At 40.5% G+C, this 407-nt stretch carries 2 tRNA genes; both read left to right on the plus strand.

From position 1 onward, the window contains the following. Positions 1–61 precede the first annotated feature (61 nt). Positions 62–138: transfer RNA gene (locus CXF93_RS02900), tRNA-Ile, on the plus strand. Positions 139–159: 21 nt separating this feature from the next. Next, positions 160–235 (plus strand) — tRNA-Ala (locus tag CXF93_RS02905). The last annotated feature ends 172 nt before the right edge of the window (positions 236–407 follow it).

Here is a 407-nt window from a genome sequence, read left to right on the forward strand (position 1 = left end):
TTTGTAAGTGCCCACACAAATTGCTTGAATAAAGAAATTAAAGACATAGTAAAATGTCAGTAGGACTGTAGCTCAGTTGGTTAGAGCGCGCCCCTGATAAGGGTGAGGTCGGTAGTTCAAATCTACTCAGTCCTACCAATTTTACTAACCACATGATGTGGGGCTATAGCTCAGCTGGGAGAGCGCCTGCCTTGCACGCAGGAGGTCTGCGGTTCGATCCCGCATAGCTCCACCACATCATGTTCTCAGGAAGAGACCAAAGTTAAATCTGCTTAGAATAGCAAGCGAATTAACTTTGGTTTTTTTAACTCTGAAATTCAGAGTTAGAGACAACAATTTTGCTTTTTAGCAAATGCTCTTTAAAAATTTGGAAAGCTGAATAAATAAAGAAGTTCTTAAAACACGTT

The organism is Moritella sp. Urea-trap-13 (assembly GCF_002836355.1).
GTDB lineage: Bacteria > Pseudomonadota > Gammaproteobacteria > Enterobacterales > Moritellaceae > Moritella.